This is a genomic window from Thiolapillus sp. (assembly GCF_048562965.1).
Lineage (GTDB): Bacteria > Pseudomonadota > Gammaproteobacteria > Chromatiales > Chromatiaceae > Thiolapillus > Thiolapillus brandeum_A.
This window is the reverse complement of record NZ_JBHNMF010000585.1, coordinates 1-1,957: the sequence shown is the minus strand read 5'-3', so window position 1 is coordinate 1,957 and position 1,957 is coordinate 1. Positions and strand designations below refer to the sequence as shown.

General features: G+C 47.8%; 1 protein-coding gene. It reads right to left on the bottom strand.

Features of this window, described 5'->3' with window-relative positions; translation table 11 throughout:
- Positions 1 to 128: 128 nt before the first annotated feature.
- Positions 129 to 1,957: glycosyltransferase (locus ACOCD2_RS18010; protein ID WP_293649688.1), on the bottom strand; the 1,829-nt coding region annotated here is incomplete at its 5' end.

The window sequence follows — 1,957 nt, the reverse complement described above, 5'->3', positions numbered from 1 at the left end:
TTCCCTTTCATGGCGGTGTTCCGTTTCACTGCAAAACTGTTTCGCAACATCTTGACCGGCAGTTGGAGCCTGAACGAAGCACTGGTATCGTCATACAAACACTATTTTCTTAGCCGCTAATCATCCTGTCAGGCAGAATCAAAAGCTGTTTCCACCATTTTTTTCATTTTGGACACCGAGCATTCACTTTCCACTCTGCGCAGGGCAGCTTCACGAACCGATTGCCATAACGCCTCGTCAGAATACAATCGGGCACACTGATCAGCAAACTTCACTGGATCCTGTACATTCGCGACAAGCAATTCCTCGCCTGACTTCCACCCCAGCTGTTCACAAAGAAGTTCTGAAGCAACTACAGGCAACCCGTAAGATGCCGCCTCATGAATCTTGTACGGTACGCCTCCTGCATAACGGGTTGGCGCAATGAAAACCCTTGCAGCGCTGTAAAACGGCTCCAGAGATTCCTGTCTTCCCAACAGTTCAATCTGCGGGTTGTCGCCCAACTTCTGTATTTCAGATGATTCATTGGTGCCAACCAGTTTCAGGTGGATACCAGGCAATTTGTCCAGCAGCAGTGGGAATACTTCATGCACAAACCAGACAATGGAATCCACATTCGGGGAACCGTTGTAATCCATATTTCCTATAAACAACAGGTCTTGCCGGTCATTGAATGCAGTATCCGTGGGATTCAGTTCCATGGCATGGCCGACAACATGAATTTCACCACTATAATATCTGGCAAAAGTGTTCCTTTCTCCCGGAGAAACCGTGATGACGAGATCGGCCTTATCTACCAGACTGGTTTCAGCAATGATGTTTTTTTCCAGTTCTTCGTCTTTTTTCCCGGAAAAAACGGCATATTTTGCGGCGTCACGAAGACTGAATATCGCCTCGGCGTCATATATGATCCTTGGCCAGCCGTCATGGCCAAAGACCTTACCCGCTACCTGTGAGAAGAATTCCATATTGTGAGGCCGACTGACAAAAACCAGATCATAATAATTTCGCCTGCTCTTCAAATGCTCACCAAGCTTTTTTCTTCCTTGATGCAGCATGACTTCTACCGTATCCGGAATATCGCCATATACCGTATTCCAATCGTCCTCATTCGGAAAATTCAAAGGATAAAGTGTCACCTGATATCCCAGCTCTGTCAGCGTATTCAAAATGAAATTTGACCGTGGAAAACCGGACCCAAAATGACAATGCGGAACTCTGTCATCTATATACAATATTTTTTTCTGGTCCTGGCTGGCAAAGCGGGCCTTCAGGATATTTGCTTCCATCGGTTTCAGTTTGCGTCCCAGGTATTCCGGATGATTTGCCACAAAAGCCTTCCTGTTTCGCTTCTGTAACGAAGTGGCATCATTGCCCTGACTGCTGCCAAATTCATAGTGCAGAATGCTTATTGAAGGTTCATAGATCACCTTGTAGCCGTTTTCATGCAGGCGCAGACAAAAATCTGTTTCCTCATAATAGGCAGGGGCAAACACCGGATCAAAACCACCCAGTTCATCGAACAACGCCAGTGGCACCATCAGGAATGCGCCGGAGCAGTAGTCAACATCGCGCCGAAACATGTATTCCGGCTTATCCGGCAAATCACAGCGCCCATAGCCAAGGCAGGAACCATCGTTCCATACCAGACTGCCAGCCTCCTGCAAGGAACCATCCAACAGCAAAATTTTCCCGCCGACCGCCCCAATCCCATCGCCTTGTTCGATAACCTGAACCGCTTTGCTCACCGAGTCATCGAGCAACACCGCATCGTTATTGAGAAAAAGCAGGTATTTTCCCTTCGCTACCTTTGCACCTGCATTGCAAGCCAGAAGAAACCCCTTGTTCTCATCATTCCGGATAATTGTCGCACCGTCTACGCGCTCTAGAAGCCGCTCCGTTTCATCTGTTGAGTCATTGTCAACAATGACGACTTCGTATCCCCCTCTCACCATAG